Below are 17,174 nucleotides of genomic sequence, written 5' to 3'. Positions count from 1 at the left end.
CACGGCGGGGCTTCGGCCCCCCGCGCGGCCCTCGCCGCCGCCCTCGCCCTCTGCCTGCAGGTGGGCGTCAACTTCGCCAACGACTATTCGGACGGGATCCGCGGAACCGACGAGGTGCGCACCGGGCCTCCCCGCCTGACCGGCGGGGGGAAGGCCTCGCCGTCGTCGGTGCGCGCAGCCGCCTTCGCCTGCTTCGGCCTCGGCTCCCTGGTGGGCGCCGTCCTCGTCGCCCTGTCGGGCCGCTGGTGGCTGCTGGGCGTCGGCGCGGCGGCCGTGGCGGCCGCGTGGTTCTACACCGGGGGCAGGCGGCCCTACGGGTACATGGGCCTGGGCGAGGTCTTCGTCTTCGTGTTCTTCGGTCTCGTGGCCACCGCGGGGACGACCTTCACCCAGCTGCTGGGCGTGCCCTGGCAGTCGTGGCTGGCCGCGTGCAGCGTGGGCTCGATCGCCTGCGCGCTGCTCATGGTCAACAACATCCGCGACATCCCCACCGATGCGGCCTCCGGCAAGCGCACACTCGCGGTGCGGCTGGGGGATCGCCGGGCGCGAACGGCCTACGCCTCGGCCGTGGCGCTGCCGGTGCTGGCCGCCGCTGCCCTGTGGGGCGACCTGGGGGCCCTGACTCTCCTCGTCCTGGCCCCCTGCCTGCCGCTCGCCCGGGCCGCGATCCGCCCGGTGCTCTCGGGCGCGCGCGGCCTCGCGCTCATCCCGTCCCTGAAGGCCACCGGTTTCGTCGAGCTCGCTTACGGCGTAGCCCTGCTCATGGCGTACGCCATCGCCAGGCCATAAACTGAAGCCATGCCTCGCGTCGCACTAGCGATTTTCATCGTCGCGCTGTGGATATACGGTCTCATCGACTGCGCGCGCACGCCCCGCGCATCCATGCCCGGCCGCCTGCCCAAGTGGGTGTGGATGCTTTTGGCGCTGGTGCCCGTTCTCGGATCCCTCCTGTGGCTGGGTCTGTCGTGGTGGGCAAAACACCCCGAGGGCCTGAGCGGAACGCTGAGCCTAGGGCGCCGATCCGGACCGCAGGCCTCCGAGCCGGCCCCCGTGGCCCCGGACGACGACCCGGAGTTCCTCGCCAAGCTCGACGCCCGCAACCGCTTCGCCGAATGGGAGCGCAGGAAAGAGCGGGAGCGCCGGGGTGAAGAGCCCGAAGGCGAAACGGACTCGGCCCGGGCGAACGGCGAATCCGGCGATCTGGATGCCGAGCTGCGCGCCTTCCTCGAGGGGACGTCGGCGCGAGGGGCCGCGGACACGGGCCGCCCCGCGGAGGGAGAGGACCCCGGCGGGCGAGGCGCCCCCCGGCCCGGGGCCCCGGGCCGGACGGAAGCCGACGGGCCGGCGGCCGGGAACGGGGACCGCGACACCGGAAACTCCGATCCCTCGAATGGAACGCCCTCGTCGAACGGAACGTCGAACCGGCCCTGAGAGGCTCTGCCCTCCGTCCGTCCACTGGATGTCCGTACGCCTCCCGCGGGACGGCTGATCCTAGGCGGCGCGGCCGCTGGATTTCCGGTTCACGGACGGCATGAACGCACGGCGGGCGGCACGCACGTCGGCACGGCGGGCGGCACGCACGTCGACGGATGACAGCGGACCGCCCGGCCTCATTGTGTGGACCGCGGCCCGGACCTAGTCGAGCCAGCTCTCCCCAGCCTACTCACTCTCCCGTGTGGACCGCGGCCCGGCTCTCCCCGGGAGTGACGTCCTTGGCTCGGGCCAGGAGGTCGGCGGCGGGCTCGTCGTATCCGACGCCGATGAGCTGCCTGCCGATGAAGCTCAGGGAGGTCACCGAGCACAGGGCGCACTGGCGGCGCCGGGGGTCGTGCGCGAGGGAGCGCCCTTCGACGAAGCTCCTCATCGTCCAGATGGGAAGCTGGTGGGAGACGAGCACCGCCTCTCCGCCGTGCGCGAGTTCCAGCGCCCGCCGCACTGCCGAGGACATGCGCTCGACGATGTCCGCGTAGGGCTCGCCCCACGAGGGCTTGAACGGGTTGGCGTACCACGGCCAGTACCTCGGATGGGCGAGGACGAGCCGGTTCCGGTTGACGTTCATCCCCTCGAACTTGTTGCCCGCCTCGATGAGGTCCGCGTCCAGAACCACGGGGAGCCCTCGGCGCCGCGCGGTGGGCAGCGCCGTCTCCTGTGCGCGTTCGAGCGGGGAGGAGACGACCAGCCGCACGTCGCGCCCGTCGAAGCGCTCGGCCACCCGGTCGGCCATGGCCCGTCCCAGATCGGTCAGGTGGAAGCCCTCCTGGCGCCCGTAGAGCTGGCCGGTCGGGTTGTCGACCTCCCCGTGCCGTACGAAGTGGACGACGGTGAGCTCGTCACCCATCATGTGCCTCCTTCTGCGCGTCGAACGCGGATCTTCAGCGGGCCGCCGTGCGCGGGCCTCGCCCTCACCCGTCGGACACGAGCGAGCACAGCCGCCCGAGCTCGAGCATGTTGTCGCTTCCGAGCTTGTCGATGAGGCACCGGCGCACGGCCTCGACGTGGGACGGAGCGGCTTCCACGAGCTTGCCGTAGCCCACGTCGGTCAGGACGCAGTTGACGCCGCGGCGGTCGTCCTCGCAGGGAATCCGACGCACGTACCCCTGGCTCTCCAGCCGACGGACGGTGTGGGTGAGCCTCGACCTGGAGTGGACGAGCAGATCGGCGAGCGTCGACATCCGCAGCGTCCAATCGGCGGATTCGGAGAGGTAGGAGAGGACCTCGTACTCGTGCAGCGAGATCCCGTTGACGGTCTCCATGTCCTGGTTGAGCGTCTCCAAGACGACTGCCACGCCGCGGATATAGGCCCTCCACGCGACTTGCTCGTCCGGGGAAAGCCATCTGACATCTCCCATGTACCCTCCTGGACGCGATGAGCGGCCAGGACTCCGTCGGGAGAAGGTAGAGGGCTCACGCGTCAATGTTCCCGTATGCCGATTTTCCATCGTGCCATGGCGGTTGGCGCCGACACCTCATACCCCTTGCGTCAAGCTTTTGCGGCAAGGGCCCGGCTTCTCCGGGCCCCACAGTCACCTCATCTCCCCGGCGCGAAAGTCACTTCTTGTTGCGCCGCTGGTGACGGGTCTTGCGAAGCAGCTTACGGTGCTTCTTCTTCGACATGCGCTTGCGGCGCTTCTTGATGACGGAACCCACAGGTTACCTCCGAATTCTGGGATGGGGCCGGGCCCCGGTTGAACAGTGCATATCGTAGCGCCTCGCAGGGCTCTGTGGGAATCGCGCCGATTCAGGCGGCTCCGCCTTCCGCACCCGCGCCGCTACTCGCCGACGGCGCGCGCAGCGTCGTCGTCCTCCACTCCCAGCATCGCGTCGATCGCCGTCTTGGGAACCCTGTACGAGCTGCCGAATCGGACGGCGGGCAATTCGCCCGCGTGCACCATCCGATAGACCGTCATGCGCGAGACACGTGTGAGCTCGGCAACTTCGGCAACCGTGTAGAACTGCGGTGCTTTTCGTGGCAGCTGCGTCATTATCCGTCCTGGTTGTACTAGAGGTCAGCCGGGTCCGCGCACAGGCTAGGGCCCTCGGAAAAGATTACATGAACCTTCACATCTGTCACATTCGTTCAACCGAATATCACAGGAGGAATGATACCCATAGACGGAGTCGAAGTGGGCGAGGCAGACGCACAACGCCCATGATAAAGTACGCCGCCACGCAGAAGGGCCGGAGTCCGCCGTGGGCGAAGCGAATCCGCCAGCCCCGCCGCGAAGCGAATCCACGCCGAGACCCGCCGCGCAGGCCCCGAAGGCGCGCCGGCGCCGGCGCGCGGCCCGCGATCCGGCCGACACGCACGGGGCTTTGGGCCAGTCCCTCCATGGGTACTAGTGTTGCCGAAGGGCGGTGGGCTCGGGTCGCCGCCGGTGCGCCCGATACCGCCTCGCCCCCTCCGGCGGTCCGTGCCGTCGGAGGGCAATCGGAAACCGAGCGCGAGGAGGGGAATGTGCCGTCGACAGACCGCCCTCCCGCCTCCCTGCCCAACGCCGCTCCGAGTCTGAGGGCTCGGGGACGCGACCTCGTCGACACGGTCGCCCGCGAGTCGCCCGCCCGCCTGGCGCTGTGCGTCTTCTCGGCCATCGTTCTGGTGGTCACCGCGTTGCTGCAGATCCCGGCAAGCACGGCCACCGGCCACCGGGCCCCCTTCGTCGACTCGTTCTTCACCGCGATGTCGTCCGTGTGCGTGACAGGGCTGGTCACGGTGGACACGGCGACCTTCTGGTCCCCCTTCGGGCACACCGTGATCGCCGTCGGGATGATGATCGGCGGCCTGGGCATCATGACCCTCGCCTCGATCCTCGGCATGGCCGTCTCGCGGCACATCGGGCTGACGCAACGCATGCTCGCCGCCTCCGAAACCCACTCCCGTCTGGGAGAAGTCGGTTCGCTCGTGCGCGCTGTGGTCGTCGTGGCTCTGAGCGCGCAGGCGGTGCTCTTCGTCAGCCTCATCCCCTTCTTCCTGCGCGAGGGCGAGGCCCTGCTCTCCGCGTTCTCGCATGCGGCGTTCATGGCGATATCGATCTTCAACAACGGCGGCTTCGTCATCCTGAGCTCGGGGCTCGCTCCGCATGTCGGGGACTGGGGTCTGACCATTCCCATCGTCCTGGGCACCGTCGTGGGAGCCTTCGGCTTCCCCGTCCTGCTGGACATGTGGCGGTGCGGGCGCGCGGCGCGCCGGTGGACGCTCACGACCAAGCTGACGGTGATCGCCTACCTCCTCCTACTCGTCTTGGGCGCGGTGCTCATCGGCGTCTTCGAATGGAACAATCCCTCCACGCTCGGGCGGCTTCCCGTGGGCGAGCGCATCGGGGCCGCGCTCCTGCACTCCACCGACGCGCGGTCCTCGGGGCTGGCCACCCTCGATGTGGGGGCGATGTCCCAATCGACGTGGCTCGTCCTGGACGGGCTCATGTTCATCGGCGGCGGTTCGGCGTCGGCCGCCGGGGGGATCAAGGTGACGACCTTGGCGGTGTTGGTCCTGGCCGTCGTCGCCGAAGCGCGCGGCGACCGCGACACCCAGGCCTTCGGCAAGCGCCTGCCCTCCGAAACGCTGCGGTTGGCGATCGCGGCGGCCCTCCTGGGGGCGCTGCTCGTGCTCGTCGGCACGATCGCCATGCTGCAGATCACCGGCATGCCGCTGTCGCAGACCCTCTTCGAGGTCATCTCGGCCTTCGCCACCTGCGGCCTGTCCACGGGCATGACGTCGACGCTCCCCGTGGCGGGCAAGTACGTCATCGCCGCCCTCATGTTCGCCGGGCGCACGGGGACGATGACCTTGGCGGCGGCCCTCGCCCTGCGCTCGCGGCGCCGCGTCATCCACTACCCTGAAGAACGACCGGTCATCGGCTGACCGCGGCCGGCGAACGGCCCGGTCACCGAGGAACGGACCATCGGCCGACCCTACAAGGAGCTCCCATGGCAAGAAAGCAGATCGACGACCGCGGCGTCCTCGTGGTGGGGCTCGGGCGCTTCGGAACCGCCATCGCCTCGACGCTGGACGGGCTCGGGAGGGACGTCCTGGCGATCGAGAGGGACCCCGACCTGGCGCAGCAGTGGTCGCACCGGTTCCGCATCATCGAGGCCGACGCCACGAACGTCGACGCCCTGGAACAGGCCGGCGCCCGCGACTTCAGCGTCGCCGTCGTCGGAATCGGGACGTCGTTGGAGGCCTCCGTGCTCGCCACCGCCAACCTCGTGGACCTGGGGATGTCGCAGATCTGGGCGAAGGCCACGTCGCGCTCCCACGGCCGCATCCTGCGGCGCATCGGCGCCCATCACGTCGTCTACCCGGAGTTCGACGCCGGAGCCCGCGTGGCCCACATGCTCTCGAGCAAGATGCTCGACTACATCGAGATGGAGGACGGCTTCTCCATCATCAAGATGCGGCCGCCGCGCGACATCCAGGGCTTCACCACCGCCGAGTCGAAGGTCCGCGAGCGCTTCGGCGTGAGGATCATCGGCGTGAAGTCGCCCGGGCAGCCGTTCGAGTACACGACTCCCGAGACGAAGATCGGGCCCGAGGACGTCATCATCGTCTCCGGGGACTCGTCCCTTCTGGAGAAGTTCGCCAACCGCTAGGATCGTGCGAATCCGCGGTTCGACCCCGCCGCGGCCCCGGGCCGTCGGTGGGGCGGTCTAGGGTGAGGGCATGAGCCCCAAAGCGCCTGCACCCGTCTTCACGTGCTCCGAATGCGGTTGGACCGCGCCCAAGTGGGTGGGCCGCTGCGCCCAGTGCGGCGCATGGGGCACCGTGGAGGAGCTCGGCGGCGAGGCGGCCGCGAGCCCGCAGGCCGTCGCGCCCGCCAGCCCGGCCACACCCATCACGGAGGTGGCCTCGGCCGCCTCCGCCAAGCAGGCGACCGGCGTGGACGAGTTCGACCGCGTGCTCGGAGGGGGCCTGGTCCCCGGGGCCGTCGTCCTGCTGGCGGGCGAACCCGGCGTCGGGAAGTCGACCCTCCTGTTGGACGTCGCCGCCAGGGCCGCCGAGGTCGCCGAGGGTTCGGGGCGCCCTCCGGTGCTGTACGTCACGGGCGAGGAGTCCGCGTCCCAAGTGCGTCTGCGGGCGGAGCGGATCGGGGCGCTGCATCCCCGCCTGCATCTGGCCGCCGAATCCGATCTCGGCAAGGTCCTCGGGCACGTGAAGGAGGCCCGCCCGAGCCTCCTCGTCGTCGATTCGGTGCAGACGATCGCCGATCCGCGAGTGGACGGGTCGGCCGGCGGGGTCGCCCAGGTCCGGGCGGTCACGTCGGCGCTCGTGTCGGCCGCGAAGTCGCGGGGCCTGCCGGTTCTGCTGGTCGGGCACGTCACGAAGGACGGCTCGATCGCCGGCCCGCGCGTGCTCGAGCACCTGGTCGACGTCGTCTGCCAGTTCGAAGGGGACCGCCACTCCCCTCTGCGCATGGTCCGCGCGGTGAAGAACCGGTACGGCCCCACCGAGGAAGTCGGCTGTTTCGAGCTGGGCGAAGGCGGGATCGCGGGGCTGGCGGACCCGTCGGGCCTCTTCCTGTCGGCGAGGAACCGAACGGTTCCCGGCACGTGCGTGACGATGGTGCTGGAGGGGCGCCGGCCCATCCCCGTCGAGGTCCAGGCGCTCGTCGTGGCCAGTTCGTCCTCCCCGCGCCGCACCACCTCGGGCCTGGATTCCTCCCGCGTGGCGATGACTGTCGCTGTCCTCCAGTCGCGCCTGGGCTTCGAACTGGACCGGGCGGACGTGTTCGCGTCGACGGTCGGCGGGGCCCGTGCGGCCGAACCCGCCGCGGACGCCGCCATCGCGCTCGCCCTGGCGAGCGCCCAGCTGGATCTGCCGCTCGCTCCGGGGGTCGTGGCGGTCGGCGAGGTCTCGCTGACGGGCGAGCTGCGGCCGGCGACGGGCCTTCAGCAGCGTCTCGCCGAGGCGGCGCGCCTGGGCTTCACGACGGCCGTCATCCCCCGGATGAGCGCCGACGTGCGTCTGCCGGAGGGGCTGGCCGTCCACCCGTGCTCGGATGTGGAAGAGGCGATGCGCACGGTTCTCCCTGTCGACGGATGAGGCGGGATCGACAGCTCATGGGATGGGATCGGCTCAGCCGAGGGTGAAGGATTCCTTCGCGGCGGCGGCCGTCTTGTCCTGGAACGTCAGCTCCGCGACGTACGTGCCGGCCTTCGCGGTCTCGCCGCTGTTCCCGCATCCGGAGGCGGACGCCTTGCCGTGCCAGGTGAGGCGGACGCTGGCCGTGTAGTTGCGGTCGAGCAAGAGCTGTCTGTTCTCGGGGCCGGCTTTGCAGACGGCCAGGGAGGCCACCTGGGCGCTTCCGCTCGTCACGTTGACCTGCAGATTCGACCATCCGGCGTTGATGTAGCAGGGGTTGGTCGTGGATTTGTTGTGGAGCGTCACGTCGAAGACCACCGGCTGCCCGGCGGCCGCGTTGCGCGGTTTGATGGTCGTCTCGACCATGTTCGGATTGCACGCCACGGGCGAGTAGAGGTCCGAGGGCACCTCCTTGGCCGCTTCGTCGTGCGCGTTGAGCCGGGAGATGACGAAGCGGATCCCGACGGCCAAGGCGACCACGAGGAGGGCCGCGAGGGCCCCCATTCCGGCCAAGCGCTGGATCGCGCGCCTGCGGGCCGCCTCGCGGGCGCGCGCGGCCTGAGCCTGACGGGAGCCTCCTTGCGGGCGTCGGCGCGGATCCCGCTTGCCCGCTGGGGCCGCGCTCCGGCCCGGAGCCCTCCCCCGCCCGCCGGCCGGTCTGCCGGAGGGCGCCTTCTTCCTGCCCGCGGGCGCCGTCGATTCGCCGCTTGCGGCGGTTCGCGGTGCCTGCCTTCGGCCTGAACCCTGCCGCTCCGGCCTCCCGCCCGCCCGCTGCGCGGGACGCTGCGGGCGCCCGTCCCCGTCTCGACGCTCCGGGCGTCCCCGCCGCCTGGCTGCCGGGGCACGCCGCTCACTCTGACCAGGCTCGCCCCGGCCCGGCTGCCTTCGCGCCGTCTGCTTCCGGCCCTGCACCGGGCGGTCGCCAGCGCCGTGGCCTCGCTCGACGCGTCCATTCCGCCCCGTGCGCTCCGGAGCGCCGCTTCGCCCCCCGGACGCGCCGTCTCGCTTCGGTCCCTTCCTCCGCTGCGTCGCGGGCTCCCCCGTCTGCGGCACGTTCTTCCGCGTTTGATCCCGGCCTTCGGCGGAATCCCGCCGGCCTGAGCGCATGACATCCGACACGCGGACGCCCTGCCAGAACCCCTTCTTCTCGCCCCTGGCGGGCCTCCCGCGCTGAGGGCCCTTTCCGGTTCGCCGGCTATCCGGCGAGGGGGAACCGTCCTGCCTGTCTGCATTCCCACGGGGTCGTGACTTTTCGGAGTCTTGATCCTTCACGAATGCCACGCTATCATCGGCCGCGCCGATACCCAGCGCCGACGCTTCGCCGGCGCGCAGCCAGGCCCTCGCTCCATCGCCTCCTTCGCGCTTTCATCCTCCGTCTTCTGCATTTTCCGTTCCCGCCTCTCCGCCGGCCGCTCCTCCATGGGGCACACTTGGCTCGTGCTCTTCGAACTCCTGGCCTGGTACTCCCGCCATGCGCGGCCTCTTCCGTGGCGCGAGCCGGGAACCTCGCCGTGGGCGGTCCTCGTGTGCGAGGTCATGAGCCAGCAGACGCCCGTCAGCCGGGTCCTTCCCGCGTGGCGGGAGTGGATGGAGCGCTGGCCCGGCCCGCCGGAGATGGCCGCGGCCTCGCCCGCCGAGGTCATCCTCGCCTGGGGGAAGCTGGGCTACCCGCGCAGGGCTCTGCGCCTGAGGCAGTGCGCGGTCGCGATCACCGAGGGCAACGCCGGCGAACTGCCCCGCGAACGCGACGCCCTCCTCGCGCTGCCGGGGATCGGCCCCTACACGGCGGACGCGATCATCGCCTTCGCCTACCACCGCCGCTCCACGGTGCTCGACACGAACATCCGGCGCGTGCTCAGCCGCCTCCACGGCGCCGCCTTCCCGCCCGCGCACCTGCGCAAGGACGAGGTCGCCCGAGCGCAGGCCCTCGTCCCCGAGGAGGACGAACTCGCCTGGCAGTGGAACGCCGCGCTCATGGAACTGGGCGCCCTGGTGTGCACCTCGCGGTCCCCCGACTGCCCCGCCTGCCCGCTCGCCGACCGCTGTGCCTGGCTGGCCGCCGGACGACCGGAGAGCCCCGCCCCTCGCAAGGCGCAGGCCTACGCCGGCACCCACCGCCAGGCACGAGGGCGGATCATGGCGGCCCTGCGCACGGCGCACCGCCCGCTTCCGCGCGGCAGGCTCCTGGCCGACTCGGGGCTGCCGGAGTCCCGCTTCGCCCCGGCGCTGGACTCCCTGGTCGCCGACGGCCTGTGCGGCCGGACCGCCGACGGGTACTCCCTCCCGCCCGCCGCGAGGGCACCGGGGAACTAACCGCGAGCGAGGAGGCACGAACGCGCCGAGGAGGCCGGCGGTGTCACGACGAAAACATCGGAGAAGGCAAAATGGGCTCGAAGCGCCGTCGACAGCGAGGCGCCGGCCGGACGCGTCACCTCATCCGCCGGCCGCGCCGCCTCAATTCGAGGTCGAGGACGGCCTGGGCGCATTCGTCGTCGAGGACGAGGTCCGTGACCGCCCCCGAACGCAGGACGGCGGCCAGGGCCGGGGCCTTGGCGGGCCCGGCGACCACGCACACGCGTTTGGATATCTTCGCGAGCTCGGCCGGCGAGGGCCCCGTCGTCCTCATGTTGATCTCGATGTCCTCGTAAGACCCGTCGGCCCTGATGAGCACTGTGCACACGTCGCCGACGACGCTGTCGGCGCGCAGCTGGGCGACCTCCTCCTTCGACAGGTACCCGCCCGCGTAGACGTGCGAGGCGACGGGGGACGTGAAGGACCCCACGCCGAAGACCGCGATGTCGACGTTCCGGCCGATGTCCCTGACAGCCCTGATCGAGCGTTCGCGCCACATCGCCGTGCGGGTCTCCGCGTAGTCGAAGAAGGCGGGCACCGGGAAGGGCAGGACCTTGGCGTTGAACATGCGGCCGAAGTTTCCCAGGATCTCGCCGGCGTAGGGCAGGCCGGTGGTCGTCGGGTTGGCGGCCCCGTTGAGCTGGACGATCGTGACCTCGTCGACCTGTTTGGGGACCATGCGCTGCGACACGGCGGATATCGTGGTCCCCCATGCGATGCCCACCATCGTCGAGTCGGTCACCGCGTCGCTGATCGTGCTCCCCGCGACGGTGGCCACCCGGTCCAGGCGTCGCAGCTCGGAGCTGGGATCGGGCACCGGCACCACCGTCACCTTGACGCCGAAGAGCGCCCCCAGGCGGGACGCCAGCGACTCGTGGGGCTCCTCGGGCGCGTGAAGCGTGATGCGGACGAGGCCCTCCTCGCGCGCGGCCGCGAGCAGGCGCGAAACCGTCGAGCGCGAGACGCCCAGTTTCCGCGAGATCGCCTCCATCGTCTGCTGTTCGACGAAATAGAGCAACGCTGCTTCGTAGGCGAGACTTCGTCGGTCGGATCTTTTCACCACTCGCCCATTGTGCACGATTTCCCAGAGCCTACCGTTCCGTCTGCACATACCTCCCCCGATTTTCGAGTCCTATTTCACATGACATAGGCTTTGAGATATGTTAGCGACGAAGCACAGCTGCGATCTCGTGGTCATAGGCGGGGGCGCCACAGGCGTCGGCGTGGTCCGAGATGCCGCAATGCGTGGCCTGAGCGCGATTCTCGTCGAGCGCGTCGATCTCGCACAGGGGACGACCGGCAGATATCACGGCCTTCTCCACTCCGGAGGCCGGTACGTCGTCTCCGATCCGCACTCGGCCACCGAATGCGCAGAGGAGAACGCCATCCTCAAACGCATCCACCCCGACGCCGTCGAATGCACCGGCGGCCTGTTCGTCGCCGTCGACGGCGACGACGAGGACTACCCCGCCCGGTTCATAGCGGGCGCGACCGAGACCGGTGTGCCCTTCGAGGAGATCGCCGTCGCCGAGGCCCTGCGCAGGGAGCCCCGCCTCAACCCGTCGATCTTCAGCGCCATCGCGGTCGAGGACGGCACGGTCGACGGCTGGCGCATGGTGTGGGGCGCGGCGGAGTCCGCCGTGGCCTACGGCGCGAAAGTCCTGACCTACCACCGCGTCACGGGGATCGAGGTCCGCGACGGCGCCGTCGCCGGGGTCGTCTGCCACGCGGACAAACTCGACCAGGATGTGCACATCGAATGCCGGGCCGTCGTCAACGCGGCGGGCCCGTGGGCGGGGAAGATCGCCGAGCTCGCCGGGGAGCGGGATGTCGAAGTCGTCCCGGGGCGGGGCATCATGATCGCGATGAACCACCGGCTGGTCAACTCCGTGGTCAACCGCCTCGTCTACCCCGCCGACGGCGACATCCTCGTCCCCGTCCACACCGTCTCGATCATCGGCACCACGGACGTGCGCGCCGAGGACCCGGACCACCTCGTCGTCGAACGCGACGAAGTCCAGCAGATGCTCGACTCGGGCGAGGCCCTCATCCCCGGCTTCCGCAAGGCCCGCGCCCTGCACGTATGGGCCGGCGCCCGGCCCCTCCTGAAGGATAGGAGGGTCTCCGCCGACGACACCCGGCACATGTCGCGCAAGATGAGCGCCGTCACCCATGACGTGCGCGGCCTGGTGACCGTCGCCGGGGGCAAGCTGACGACCTACCGCCTCATGGCCGAGCGCGTGGTGGACACCGTCTGCGAGATCCTGGGCGAGGAACGCGAGTGCCGCACCGCCCAGGAGCCCGTGGCCAGCGGGAGGAACTACGAGGTCACCCACCGCCTGGACGGCGTCGAGAGGGCGAAGAAGGCGGACCACGGCCTACCCGACTCCGACCCCGTCATCTGCGAGTGCGAACTCGTCACGAGGTCGATGATCACCGACCTCCTGGAGCGACAGCCCGACGCCACCTTCGACGACCTGCGCCGGCAGCTGCGCATCGGGATGGGCCCCTGCCAGGGCGGGTTCTGTGCCTCGCGCACCGCGGGCATCGCCCACGAGGCGGGCTGCTGGAGCGCCGCGCAGGCCACCGAGCTGCTCCGCCTGTTCCTCAAGAACCGCTGGAGCGGCATCTTCCCCATCCTCAACGGAGCCCAGGCCCGCGAGGCGTCGCTGGACGACTGGATCTACCGGTGCATGTACGACATGGACTCCCTTCCCGTCACGCCGCTGCCGGCGGGCGCAGAGCTCGTGTCAGCCACCCGGTTCCCCGCTCGGGAGATGGCCGGGTCGCCGCAGCCAGGCGGGTCCTGCGCCTCCGGCGCCGCGCCCGCCGAGGAAGAGCCCGCGGCCCATGCCGCCTCCGCCGCGCCGGGACGCCCCCAAGCCGCCGCGCCGCAAGCCTCCTCCGCAACACCGTCGGTCTCCGGGAAGGAGGCGTCGCGATGAACGGCACGGTCGTCGTCGGCGCGGGGATCGCCGGGCTGACAGCGGCGCTCATGGCGCGCGAAGCGGGATGCAAGGTCACCGTCGTCTCCCTGGGCTTCGGAGGCCTGCAACTGAGCGCGGGGACCCTCGACGTCCTCGGGGTGCCCGAGCCGCTGGCGGAGATGCCCGCGCTGGACGCCTCGCATCCGTACGCGAAGATCACACCCGAGGCCCTGTCGGCGGGCGTCGAGGCCTTCACCCGGTACGTGCCGATGGAGGGGAGCCTGGCCTCCACGACGCTCCTGCCCACCGCGTTGGGGGCGTTGAGGCCCACATCGTTCTACCCGCCGTCCTTCGCCGCGGGCAGGATCGAGAATGGCGCCTCCTACCTGATCGTCGGCTTCACGGGCCTGAAGGACTTCTACCCGCGCCTGGCCGCGGAGAACCTGGCGTCCCAGGGCGTGGACGCCCGCGCCGAGACCGTCGAGCTGACGGCGCCTGGAGACACATCCCTTCCCTTCTCCCGCATGCTCGACCAACCCGGCGCCGCAGAGGGGCTCGGCGAGCGGCTCGCGCACATCGCCCGGCCCGGCGAACGCATCGGCATCCCCGCCGTGGCCAGGTCGGGAGTCTGGGAGGCGATCCAGAGGACGGCGGGGCACCCCGTCTTCCAGATCCCCATCGCACCCCCCTCGATCCCAGGTCTGGAGGCCAACGAACTCCTGCGCGAGGCCTGCGCCGGAAACCGGGTCGACATCATGCTCAACGGCCGTGCCATCGGCCTGCGGACCGAGGAGGACCCTCTGGGCCTGCGCTCCGCGGGCGGCGGGCTCCCCGAGGACGTCCGGACTCCGGACGGCGCGACGTCGGACAGCGCGCTTCCCGCGGGCACTCGGGCTTCGGACGGCCGGCGGATCACCGGCGTCGAGGTCCGGATCGCGGGCTCGGTCAAAACCGTCGACGCCGACCACGTGATCTACGCGGGCGGCGGCCTGGACTCGGGCGCCATCGTCTTCGACTCGTACGGCAATCTGGCCGACACGGCCTTCGGCCTGCCCGTCTTTGCCCCCGAGGGGGAGCTCGTCCACGGCGACGTCTGGGGGCCGCCGCAGCCGCTGTTCGCCGCGGGGCTGCGGGTGGACGCGGACATGCGGCCCGTGGACGGCCGGGGAGCGCCCCTCTACACGAACCTCTACGCCGTCGGCGGCATGCTCGGCGGCGCCCAGCGCCACCGGGAGAAGTCCGGCGAGGGCATCGCCCTCGGCAGCGCCGCACAAGCGGTCTGCGCGATCGAAAGGACCCTGTGATGGTTGACAGACCCACGACACTCGACAGCACGGCGCCCGCCGACGGGGCGGCCGCCACCGACGCCGTCCCGGACGAAGCCGGGCCGATCGAGAAAGCGGCCGCGTCCTTCGCGCGCGCGAGCCTGGACCAGTGCGTCAAATGCACGATCTGCGAGACGCAGTGCCCGGTCGCCGCGGTCACGCCCCTCTTCCCCGGCCCGAAGTACGTCGGGCCCCAGGCCGAACGCTTCCGGGAGGGGCTGTCGGTGGACTACAGCCTCGACTACTGCTCGGGGTGCAGCATCTGCACGACGGTGTGCCCGCAGGGCGTGAAGATAGCCGAGATCAACGCCCGGGCCCGCGCCGTCATGAAGCGCGACCGCATGCCGCTCCGGGACCGCCTCATCACCCGCACGGAGCTGGAGGGCAGGCTCATGACGCCCTTCGCCCCCATCGCCAACGCGGCGCTCGGCCTCAAACCCGTCCGCAAGGCGGTGGAGAAGGTCATCGGCGTCCACGCCGAGGCGCCCGTGCCCAAGGCCCAGTTCCGCACCTTCCACGGCTGGTTCAAACGCCACAAGCCCGTCAGCGCCCCGACGCGCGAGCCCCTCGTGTTCTTCCACGGATGCGCAGGCGGGTACTTCGAGGTGGAGACGTCCAAGGCCACCGTCGAGGTCCTCGAATACCTCGGCTACGAGGTGATCGTCCCCAAACAGGGCTGCTGCGGCCTGGCCCAGCAGTCCAACGGCCTGTTCGACCAGGCGGCGAAGGCCGCGGTCAAGCTCAGCCGGCAGCTGCGCTCGGCCGGCAAGGACCTGACCATCGTCTCCTCCTCGGGCTCCTGCGCGGGCATGCTCCGCCACGAGGCGCACGAGATCATGGGGCTGACCGACCCCGCCCTGCTGGACGTCGGCTCGCGCATGGTGGAGACCTCCGAGTTCCTCCTGGAACTCGTGCACAACGGGCAGTTCCCCGTCGAGGACCTCCGGCCGATGAAGGCGACGATCCCCTACCATCAGCCCTGCCAGGTCAAATCCCAGGGCTTCGGCAAGCCCGCCATCGAGCTGATGGAGACGATCCCGGGGGTCACCATGGTCGAATCGGGCAGGGCCTGCTGCGGCATCGCGGGAACCTACGGGTTGAAGAAGGAGAAGTACGAGATAGCGCAGAAGATCGGCCAGCCGCTGTTCGACATGATCAAGCGGACCAATCCGGAGCTCGCGGCATGCGAGACGGAGACCTGCCGTTGGCAGATCCGCAAGGGGTCGGGCGCTCAGGTCGTCCATCCGGTCCAGATCATCCACGCGGCCCTCGGCCTGTCCAGTGACGGATGCGCAGACGGGGAATTACGCAATGCACACATGCCCTAATCGCTGACCGGCGGCTCCGCCGTTGGGAGAATGGGAGGATGGACCGTCTCGGTTCGATCGTCACGGCAGCACGTCAATGAGGAGTGAAACAGCATGCCACAATTCCATCTTTCGCCGGAGAACCGTCAGCGCGCACTGGATCAGATGGCCGGAGGCGAGGAGCTCGACGTCCTCGTCATCGGCGGCGGGGTGACCGGGGCGGGCATCGCCCTCGACGCGGCCACCCGCGGCCTGCGCGTGGGTATCGTCGAGGCGCAGGACTGGGCCTCGGGGACCTCCTCGCGGTCCTCGAAGCTGGTCCACGGCGGCCTGCGCTACCTCTATCAGTTGAACTTCGCCCTGGTGGCCGAGTCGCTGCGCGAGCGCGGCCTGCTGCTGACCACCACCGCCCCGCACCTGGTCAAGGCCCAGCCCTTCCTGTGGCCGTTGAAGATGCCCGTGATCGAGCGCACGTACTCGGCGGTCGGCGTGGGCATGTACGACACGATCGCCCAGTTCGCGCACCGCGGCTCGGTGCCGATCCAGCGCCACCACACCCGCAAGGGCTCGCTCAAGCTGGCCCCCGCCCTGAAGAGGAGCTCCCTGACGGGGTCGATCGTCTACTACGACGCCCGCGTCGACGACGCCCGGCTGGTCGTCACCCTCGTCCGCTCGGCGGTGCGCCACGGCGCGATCGCCGCCAACCGGGTGCAGGTGACCGGCCTGACGAAGGACCTGGCCGGCAGGGTCACGGGCGCCGAGCTCAGGGACGCGGAGACCGGCAGGGACCTGACCGTCAGGGCCCGCTCCGTCATCAACGCGACGGGCGTGTGGACTGAGAAGACGCAGTCTCTGGCGGGCACGACGGGAGGCCTGAAGGTCCTGACGTCCAAGGGCATCCACGTCGTCGTCCCCAAGGACCGCATCAAGTCGTCCGTCGGCATCTTCCTGCGCACCGAGAAGTCGGTGCTGTTCATCATCCCGTGGAAGCGCTACTGGGTGATCGGCACCACGGACACCGCATACCACGAGGACCGCCGCGAGCCGGTCGCCGACCTGGAGGACATCGAGTACGTGCTCGAGCAGGCCAACTCCGTCCTGGCCACCCCGCTGACGAAGGACGACATCATCGGCTCCTTCGCCGGCCTGCGCCCCCTCCTCCAGCCCGGCACGCTCGACGGCGACAAGACCAAGTCCACGAAGGTCTCCCGCGAGCACACGGTGACGGAGGCGGCCCCGGGCCTGACGGTCATCGCCGGCGGAAAGCTCACCTCCTACCGGCAGATGGCCGAAGACGCCGTGGACTTCGCCATCGGCAAGGACCGCGCCAAGGCCAGCCCGTCGGTCACGGCCAAGACCCCGCTGGAGGGCGCGGCCGGATACGAGGCGATGTGGAGCCGCCGGGCGACGATCGCCCACCAGTCCGGGCTGAGCCTCGACCACGTCGAGGATCTGCTCAACCGCTACGGTTCGGACATCGACCTGCTCCTGGACACGATCGCCGGGCGCCCCGATCTCGCCGGCGAGCTCGAGGGCGCACCCGAATACCTTCGGGCCGAGATCGCCTTCGGCGTCACGCACGAGGGCGCGCTCCACCTGGAGGACCTGCTCGCGCGCAGGACCCGCCTGTGCTACGAGCACCGGGACCGGGGCCTGGCGGCCGCGGAGGAGGTCGCCGACCTGGCGG

At 70.5% G+C, this 17,174-nt stretch carries 16 protein-coding genes; 10 read left to right on the top strand and 6 right to left on the bottom strand.

All coding sequences use genetic code 11. The annotated features are described in order from the left end of the window. Positions 1 to 789 (top strand): 1,4-dihydroxy-2-naphthoate polyprenyltransferase (locus HMPREF0043_RS01750; RefSeq protein WP_021601079.1); only part of this gene is annotated, 789 nt, incomplete at its 5' end. 9 nt (positions 790 to 798) lie between these two features. Further along, entirely contained in the window at positions 799 to 1,431 is a 633-nt protein-coding gene (locus HMPREF0043_RS10055) for a PLDc N-terminal domain-containing protein (RefSeq protein ID WP_021601078.1), read from the top strand. A gap of 232 nt (positions 1,432 to 1,663) precedes the next feature. On the opposite strand, the gene HMPREF0043_RS01740 is transcribed toward HMPREF0043_RS10055, so the two are convergent. From HMPREF0043_RS01740 to HMPREF0043_RS01730, 4 genes are all read right to left on the bottom strand, one after another. Next, positions 1,664 to 2,338, bottom strand: a complete 675-nt coding sequence (locus tag HMPREF0043_RS01740) for a histidine phosphatase family protein (protein ID WP_040317618.1) — start codon at positions 2,336 to 2,338, stop codon at positions 1,664 to 1,666. Positions 2,339 to 2,402: 64 nt separating this feature from the next. After that, on the bottom strand, positions 2,403 to 2,849 hold the full coding sequence (locus HMPREF0043_RS01735) for a MarR family winged helix-turn-helix transcriptional regulator (RefSeq protein ID WP_021601076.1): 447 nt from the start codon (positions 2,847 to 2,849) through the stop codon (positions 2,403 to 2,405). Between the two features lie 199 nt (positions 2,850 to 3,048). Beyond that, positions 3,049 to 3,147 carry a 30S ribosomal protein bS22 gene (locus HMPREF0043_RS10540; protein ID WP_005504750.1) on the bottom strand — a complete coding sequence of 33 codons (99 nt, stop codon included), beginning with the start codon at positions 3,145 to 3,147 and terminating at the stop codon, positions 3,049 to 3,051. A 122-nt stretch (positions 3,148 to 3,269) separates the two neighbouring features. Continuing rightward, complete coding sequence (locus tag HMPREF0043_RS01730) at positions 3,270 to 3,482, bottom strand: helix-turn-helix domain-containing protein (protein ID WP_021601075.1); 213 nt, start codon at positions 3,480 to 3,482, stop codon at positions 3,270 to 3,272. 347 nt (positions 3,483 to 3,829) lie between these two features. Between HMPREF0043_RS01730 and HMPREF0043_RS01725 the strand changes: the two genes are divergently transcribed. The 3 genes from HMPREF0043_RS01725 (at position 3,830) to radA (ending at position 7,537) form a co-directional block, all read left to right on the top strand. Continuing rightward, entirely contained in the window at positions 3,830 to 5,359 is a 1,530-nt protein-coding gene (locus HMPREF0043_RS01725; RefSeq protein WP_084432006.1) for a TrkH family potassium uptake protein, read from the top strand. A 65-nt stretch (positions 5,360 to 5,424) separates the two neighbouring features. After that, on the top strand, positions 5,425 to 6,087 hold the full coding sequence (locus HMPREF0043_RS01720) for a potassium channel family protein (protein WP_021601073.1): 663 nt from the start codon (positions 5,425 to 5,427) through the stop codon (positions 6,085 to 6,087). 70 nt (positions 6,088 to 6,157) lie between these two features. After that, positions 6,158 to 7,537, top strand: a complete 1,380-nt coding sequence (radA, locus tag HMPREF0043_RS01715) for a DNA repair protein RadA (protein ID WP_040317600.1) — start codon at positions 6,158 to 6,160, stop codon at positions 7,535 to 7,537. Between the two features lie 33 nt (positions 7,538 to 7,570). Here the strand turns inward: radA and HMPREF0043_RS01710 are convergent, their stop codons facing one another. After that, positions 7,571 to 8,089, bottom strand: a complete 519-nt coding sequence (locus HMPREF0043_RS01710) for a hypothetical protein (protein ID WP_156897474.1) — start codon at positions 8,087 to 8,089, stop codon at positions 7,571 to 7,573. A gap of 924 nt (positions 8,090 to 9,013) precedes the next feature. Between HMPREF0043_RS01710 and HMPREF0043_RS01700 the strand changes: the two genes are divergently transcribed. Further along, on the top strand, positions 9,014 to 9,889 hold the full coding sequence (locus tag HMPREF0043_RS01700) for an A/G-specific adenine glycosylase (RefSeq protein ID WP_379049365.1): 876 nt from the start codon (positions 9,014 to 9,016) through the stop codon (positions 9,887 to 9,889). A 115-nt stretch (positions 9,890 to 10,004) separates the two neighbouring features. On the opposite strand, the gene HMPREF0043_RS01695 is transcribed toward HMPREF0043_RS01700, so the two are convergent. Next, positions 10,005 to 10,991, bottom strand: a complete 987-nt coding sequence (locus HMPREF0043_RS01695; RefSeq protein ID WP_269528497.1) for a sugar-binding transcriptional regulator — start codon at positions 10,989 to 10,991, stop codon at positions 10,005 to 10,007. Positions 10,992 to 11,088: 97 nt separating this feature from the next. Here HMPREF0043_RS01695 and glpA point away from each other — a divergent pair, with 97 nt between their 5' ends. From glpA to HMPREF0043_RS01675, 4 genes are all read left to right on the top strand, one after another. Continuing rightward, entirely contained in the window at positions 11,089 to 12,873 is a 1,785-nt protein-coding gene (gene glpA / locus HMPREF0043_RS01690; protein WP_021601067.1) for an anaerobic glycerol-3-phosphate dehydrogenase subunit GlpA, read from the top strand. Continuing rightward, positions 12,870 to 14,159: an anaerobic glycerol-3-phosphate dehydrogenase subunit B gene (locus HMPREF0043_RS01685; RefSeq protein ID WP_021601066.1), complete on the top strand. Its 1,290-nt coding sequence runs from the start codon at positions 12,870 to 12,872 to the stop codon at positions 14,157 to 14,159. Before glpA ends, HMPREF0043_RS01685 begins: the two co-directional genes overlap by 4 nt. Further along, positions 14,159 to 15,508 (top strand): anaerobic glycerol-3-phosphate dehydrogenase subunit C, encoded by a 1,350-nt coding sequence (locus HMPREF0043_RS01680; RefSeq protein WP_021601065.1) that lies wholly within the window; start codon positions 14,159 to 14,161, stop codon positions 15,506 to 15,508. The genes HMPREF0043_RS01685 and HMPREF0043_RS01680 overlap by 1 nt, the downstream gene beginning before the upstream one ends. A gap of 93 nt (positions 15,509 to 15,601) precedes the next feature. Next, the coding region (locus tag HMPREF0043_RS01675; protein ID WP_040317597.1) for an FAD-dependent oxidoreductase at positions 15,602 to 17,174 on the top strand (1,573 nt) is incomplete at its 3' end.

This window comes from Actinobaculum sp. oral taxon 183 str. F0552 (genome assembly GCF_000466165.1).
GTDB lineage: Bacteria > Actinomycetota > Actinomycetes > Actinomycetales > Actinomycetaceae > Peptidiphaga.
This window is presented reverse-complemented; position numbering and strand designations above follow the sequence as displayed.